The sequence below is a fragment of the Rhodococcus sp. R1101 genome, from assembly GCF_000278445.1.
Taxonomy (GTDB): Bacteria; Actinomycetota; Actinomycetes; order Mycobacteriales; family Mycobacteriaceae; genus Rhodococcus; species Rhodococcus gordoniae.
In genome coordinates, this window is the sequence record NZ_AJVB01000236.1 from 1 (window position 1) to 5,935 (window position 5,935).

At 66.5% G+C, this 5,935-nt stretch carries 6 protein-coding genes; 2 read left to right on the forward strand and 4 right to left on the reverse strand.

From position 1 onward, the window contains the following. The coding region (locus tag R1101_RS0114655) for an aminotransferase class I/II-fold pyridoxal phosphate-dependent enzyme (protein ID WP_016934155.1) at positions 1-1,455 on the reverse strand (1,455 nt) is incomplete at its 3' end. Positions 1,456-1,487: 32 nt separating this feature from the next. Next, positions 1,488-1,928 carry a nuclear transport factor 2 family protein gene (locus tag R1101_RS0114660; protein ID WP_016934156.1) on the reverse strand — a complete coding sequence of 147 codons (441 nt, stop codon included), beginning with the start codon at positions 1,926-1,928 and terminating at the stop codon, positions 1,488-1,490. 472 nt (positions 1,929-2,400) lie between these two features. Here R1101_RS0114660 and R1101_RS0114665 point away from each other — a divergent pair, with 472 nt between their 5' ends. After that, the gene (locus R1101_RS0114665) at positions 2,401-3,048 is read left to right on the forward strand and encodes a TetR/AcrR family transcriptional regulator (RefSeq protein WP_016934157.1); all 648 of its coding nucleotides are present in this window, start codon (positions 2,401-2,403) and stop codon (positions 3,046-3,048) included. Positions 3,049-3,284: 236 nt separating this feature from the next. Here the strand turns inward: R1101_RS0114665 and R1101_RS0114670 are convergent, their stop codons facing one another. Next, positions 3,285-4,166 carry a DMT family transporter gene (locus R1101_RS0114670; RefSeq protein ID WP_026003292.1) on the reverse strand — a complete coding sequence of 294 codons (882 nt, stop codon included), beginning with the start codon at positions 4,164-4,166 and terminating at the stop codon, positions 3,285-3,287. Between the two features lie 37 nt (positions 4,167-4,203). Here R1101_RS0114670 and R1101_RS0114675 point away from each other — a divergent pair, with 37 nt between their 5' ends. After that, on the forward strand, positions 4,204-5,607 hold the full coding sequence (locus R1101_RS0114675; RefSeq protein WP_016934159.1) for an aminotransferase-like domain-containing protein: 1,404 nt from the start codon (positions 4,204-4,206) through the stop codon (positions 5,605-5,607). Positions 5,608-5,619: 12 nt separating this feature from the next. On the opposite strand, the gene R1101_RS0114680 is transcribed toward R1101_RS0114675, so the two are convergent. Then, positions 5,620-5,919, reverse strand: coding sequence for a WhiB family transcriptional regulator (locus tag R1101_RS0114680; protein WP_026003293.1), 300 nt, complete (start codon positions 5,917-5,919; stop codon positions 5,620-5,622). Positions 5,920-5,935 lie beyond the last annotated feature (16 nt).

Consider the following 5,935-nt stretch of genomic DNA (forward strand, 5'->3'; position numbering starts at 1 on the left):
GACCACCCGGAACTCGTCGAGGGCACCGTCGGTCGCGTCGGGCACGTTCATCCCGGCGCCCACACCGCTGCGGAGATAGTCCACGACCGCCCGGTCGAGTCGCTCGCCCGGCACCACCGCGGGGATGCCCGGCGGATACGGGGTGAGCTGTTCCGCCGCGATGCGGCCGGCAGCGCGGTCTGCCGGCACCATCTCGGTCCGGCCGAAGAACGCGTCACGCGGGGACATCACGGATTCGAGCTGCAGTTCGTCCGGACTCGGCAGATCGATCCGCGGCGGCGCATCGAAGGACTCCGCCGCCCGGGACAACGCCTCGAGTGATTCGACGAGCCGATCGGCGGTGTCCTCGTCGTCGGCCATGGACATCGTGGCGAGGATCCTGCGGTGATCGGTCATGCCGACGTCGACATGGCAATGTTCGCGCAACCAGTCGGCACACTGATATCCGGAGACCCCGAGTTCGTCGAGGTCCATGAGGATCTGCATCCGGTCCAGGTCGTGCGAGGCCTCGTCGCCGAGCAGCCGGTCGTCGAGGACCGCGATCCCGTCGATCCCTCGGATCCTTGCCCGAGTGCTCCGGGCCAGGTCGAGAGCCTTGTCGAGCAATTCGGTGCCGTGCTCGACCATCTGGCGTCGCCATCCGTCGATCGCCGAGTAGATCAGCACGTTCGGGCTGGTGGTCATGAGGAGGTCGGCGCACGCCGAGAGGTGCGCCGCGTCGACCAGATCGCCCTGGACGTGGTACACCGAGCCCTGCTCGAAACCGGCACCCATCTTGTGCACACTCACCACGCAGACATCGGCTCCGGCGTCCATCGCCCAGGTCGGCAGGTCGTCATGGAAGGGCAGGTGCGCTCCCCACGCTTCGTCGACGATGAGCGGCTTGCCACGTTCGTGGCAGACATCGGCGATACCCCCGATGTCGGCGCACGTCCCGTAGGGGCTGGGACTGACGATCAGCGCCCCTGCTGCGTCGGGGTACTCGTCCCACATCCGACGAACCTGTTGTGGCGACGGCGGATGGGAGAAGTGCATCTCCTCGTCCCACCGCGGGGTGATCCAGCGCGGGGTGACACCACTGAAGATCAGTCCGGCGACAATCGACTTGTGCGAGTCGCGGCCGAGCAGCAACCCTCCGGGATCGTTGCCGGCGACCGCCATCATGGCAGCCTTGACCGACAACGAACTGCCGCAGGTCGAGAAGAAGGCCTGCTCGGCTCCGACCGCTTCGGCCATGAGTTCTTCGGCTCTGCTGAGATAACCGTTGCGCGACAGCCGATCGTCGAGACCGCCCGAAGCGAGGACATCCGCTCGGAAGGGATCCCTTCCGAGCACGTGCGCTACTCGGTCGTCCACGCCGCGGCCCTGCCGGTGTCCCGGCGGGGAGTAGCCGTATCGGTCGAGCCGGTGGTACTGCGCGAGAGCATCGAGCAACGGGGCTTCCGACTGGTCCATGTCGGTCGGTTACCCCGGTCGACGATCGGCAATCAGCGCACCTGGTTCTTCGCCGGGTCGGGATGGTTGGAGAACCACAGGCTCTCTTCGGTGAGGCGGCAACTCTTCCAGCCGTCTTCCGTTCGCACGACCTCGTGGTGATAGTTGCCCCCGCAATAGGTCAGGCCGTCGACGCCGGGGAGTTGCATCGGGTTGTAGAACATCGCTCGCACCGTCGCCCGGTCGCCGTCGAGATCGACCTCGACGTTGGTGATGAAATGCTGCGACATCGGCAGGTACGACAGTGCCTTCTGCAACTGCGCCAGCACGTCGTCCCTCGGTCCGGGCGAAAAACCCACGGAGCTGTAGTCCAGATGGGCGTCCTCGGTGAAGACCGACGTCATCTTCTTCCAGTCCTTGGTGTCCACCGCCGTCGCATAGCGGTAGAGGAGTTCGGTGATGGCGTACTTGTCGCACAGCTCGTCGGGCGTCATGGTGCTCCTTCGATCTCGTCCGGAATTTTATTCTTTCAGAAGAGAACCTTCCTTCCAATACTTCGTTCCGGTGCACGTCCGTACAGGGGACAACGTGATTCACTCCACGATCCGATCGGGAAAATCACGTCCGACACACACGTTTCGGGGCTGTCCCTCCGCGACCGGAATCGTCGTCCGCTACCGAAATTGACGCAGCGAACGACGATTCCGGTATCGAATACCCCACGCGCCCAGAGATGCAGGTCCAGACCTTCCGGCTGTGGACGACGAGGTGGTCGCCGCCGCGTACCGTCCGACTGCCTCCTTTCCCGGCGCCGAGCCCGGTACGCGCGTCAGAATAACACTCTCTGTAAGGGAGAGGACGATCCTCGTATCGGTGCAGGAACGGGAGGTCGATCCCGTTGTGCGCCCCTACGCTCCGGTACAGTGCTCCTATGTCCACCCCCCGCGACACAGGGCGATCCCGGCAGTGACGGGCCCCAGCGAAGAACCGGCCTGGAAGCAACGCGCAGTCGAGCGCTCCCTCCGGACAGCCAAACTGCGCGCCGAGCAGCGCGTTCAGCGCTTCCTCGACGCCGCGCAGGCGATCATCACGGAAAAAGGCAGCACCGACTTCACGGTCCAGGAGGTCGTCGACCGCTCCAAGCAGTCGCTTCGCAGCTTCTACCTGCAGTTCGACGGTAAGCACGAGCTGCTGCTCGCCCTCTTCGAGGACGCCTTGAGCCGCTCTGCCGACCAGATCCGCGCCGCTGCCGCCGGCGAGAAGGCCCCTCTCGACCAGCTGCGTGTCGCGGTGAAGTTGCTGTTCGAGTCGTCCCGGCCCGATCCCACGGCTCAGCGACCGCTGTTCACCGACTTCGCGGCGCAGCTGCTGCTCACGCATCCTGCAGAGGTGAAGGTCGCGCACGCCTCCATGCTTGCGCTGTTCACAGAACTGATGGAGAAGGTCGATGCCGAGGGCAGCCTGCGCGAAGGGTTGAACCCGAAACGGATGGCCCTCATGACGATGCAGACCGTGATGTTCATCGCTCAGTCCAACGGGGGCGACGACAGCACGAACCGTCCCATCACGGCCGACGAGGTCTGGGACTTCTGCTCGCAGGGATTCACCGCGTAGGGAGAGAACCTCATTCTTTGATGGGAGGACCTCACTTACGCTCGGTTCGTGACCGAGTTGCGGAACGCCCTCCTCGCCTGTCTCGACGTGCACCCGATGCTGACGGGAACAGTGCACGGTCGACATGCCCCCACCAGCCGGCGTCCACCCCTCGTACACGCTGTCGCAGTACGGAATGTCGCTGTCCACTTCGGAATTCGCGATGGGACTTCGTCCTCGGCAAGGATTGACGCACCTCAGGTGCGGCGGACGCGAACGGCGGTGCCGGCACACAGCACGACGGCGGCACCGCCCGCAACGACCGCCCAGGTCAGCGGTTCTCCCAGCAGCCACGCGGCCCAGCCGACCGTCATGATCGGCTGGGTGAGCTGAACCTGACCGACCCGCGCCATCGGCCCGATCGCCAGACCTCGATACCACGCGAAGAAGCCGAGGAACATGCTGACGACGCCGAGATACGCGAACGACGCCCAGTGCGTCACACCGCCTTGCGGCAGCCCGGCGGTGAACGAGACGAGGGTGAGTGACACCATGAGCGGCGACGCCAGAACCAGTGCCCACGAGATCGTCTGCCACGCACCGATCTCCCGTGCCAGCAGACCGCCTTCGGCGTAGCCGAGAGCGGCGGCCACCACCGCACCGAGCAACAGCAGATCGGCTCGGCCGAAGCCCTCGAAGCCTCCATCGCGTAGGCCGGCAAAGACCATGACGGCGAGCGTCCCCGCAGTTGCCGCGACCCAGAACGGCGCCGGGGGCCGTTCGCGGGCACGCAGTACCGCGACCACCGCGGTCGCTGCGGGGAGGATTGCGATGACGATCGCGCTGCGGTTCGCCGGTGCCGTGGTCAAGGCGTACGAGGTGAGCAGGGGAAATCCGATCACCACGCCGCCCGCGACGACGGCGATTCTGCCCCACTGATGTCCGTTCGGGAGTCGTTGTCCCGTGAACGCGAGCGCGAGAGCGGCGAGAACCGCTGCGACGACCGCACGACCGGCGGCGACGAACAGCGGTGACATCACCCCGCCCTCGACGGCGATTCGGGTCAGCGGCACTGTCAGGGAGAAGCCTGCGACGCCGAGAAGACCCCAGGCCAGCCCGCGAGGATCGGGGGATAGCACTGGCCGGTCCGAAATGATAGCGCTACTCTGTACTCTCATGTCGAACAGTAGCAGTTCGCAACTCGTCGCGGAACTGACCCGGTGGCTCGCCACCGCTGCGCCCGGTGCCCGACTGCCCTCGACGAGGTCGCTCGTCGCGCAGTACGGCGTCAGTCCCGTCACGGTGCAGAAGGCACTGCGAACGCTCCAGGCGCGGGGGCTCGTGGAGAGCCGTTCCGGTGTCGGCACCTTCGTACGGCAGATCCGCATGTCGAACACGATCGATCACAGTTGGCAGACCGAAGCGCTCGGAACGGCTCCCCCGCTTGCCCGCGCCTCTGCTGCCCTGCGGGCGGTGGCCAACGACGTGGTTGCGCTCCACTCCGGTTACCCCGACCGCACACTGCTTCCCGAACGTCTCGTCCGCGGAGCGTATTCGCGGGCTTCCCGCAGCAATGCCGCCGTCGAACGGACCCCTGCCGCAGGACTTCCCGAACTGCAGGCATGGTTCGCCACGGAACTGACGGAAGCGACGAACGCGCGCACCGCGCCACCGTTCGCGGGCGACGTGATCATCACACCCGGCAGCCAGAGCGGCCTCGGTTCGATCTTCCGCGCACTCGTCGGCGCCGGCAATCCCCTCGTGGTGGAGTCACCTACCTATTGGGGAGCGATCCTCGCCGCCACGAAGGCGGGTGTACAACTCGTGCCCGTCTCGAGCGGTCCCAACGGACCCGATCCCGACGAAGTGGCCCGCGCGTTCGACCGGACCCGGGCGCGCGCCTTCTACGCGCAACCGAACTTCGCGAATCCCACAGGGTCGCAATGGTCGTCGTCGATCGGCGAGCGGGTGCTCGACGTGGTGCGCGATGCGGGAGCGTTCGTCATCGAGGACGACTGGGCCCACGACTTCGGGATCTCCACCCCGTCCGTTCCACTGTTCGCACGCGACGACTCCGGCCACGTCGTCTACATCCGCTCGCTGACCAAGAGCGTCGCACCGTCGGTGCGGGTCGCGGCGATCGTGGCGCGAGGACCCGCTCGCGAACGCATCCTCGCCGACGTGCAGGCCGAATCCGTCTACGTGAGCGGCGTTCTCCAGACCGTCGCGATCGACGTCGTCACCCAACCCGCGTGGCAGACCCACCTGCGGGCAGTCCGTCGCGAACTCGAATCCCGCCGCAACCTCCTCGCGAACGAACTCCGTGAGCACGCACCCGAGGTGGAATTCGACGGACTACCGCCCGGTGGGCTCAACCTGTGGGGCAGGCTCCCCGACGACGCCGACGCCCAGGCGGTCGCCCGCGACTGCGAGGCCGCCGGGGTGCTCGTCGCGGCGGGCGACGAGTGGTTCCCGACAGAACCCACCGGACAATACCTCCGGCTCAACTTCGCCGGCCCGAATCCGGCGGCCTTCCGAGAGGCCGCCCGGGTCATCGGACGAGTCGTCGCGGACAGGTGACGACGCTCGGTGTCACCGGCCGGTGTGGCGCCGGCGGACCCTTCTCACCCGGGCGCGTTCGTCCTCCGTGAGCCCGCCCCAGATCCCGTAGCGTTCACCGGAATCGACGGCGTACTGCAAGCACTTCTGCCGCACCGGACAACGAGCGCACACCTTCTTGGCCGAGGCCATGCGGTTCTCCCTCGCGTCGCCCCGTTCGTTGTCCGGGTGGAAGAACAACGAGCCGTCCGCGTCGCGACAAGCCGCGTCCATCTGCCAATCCCACTCCTCGGCAACGGGAGGCGGCAGATAGAGCAACTTCGGCGCGGGCATGTCCTTACTTCCCTCC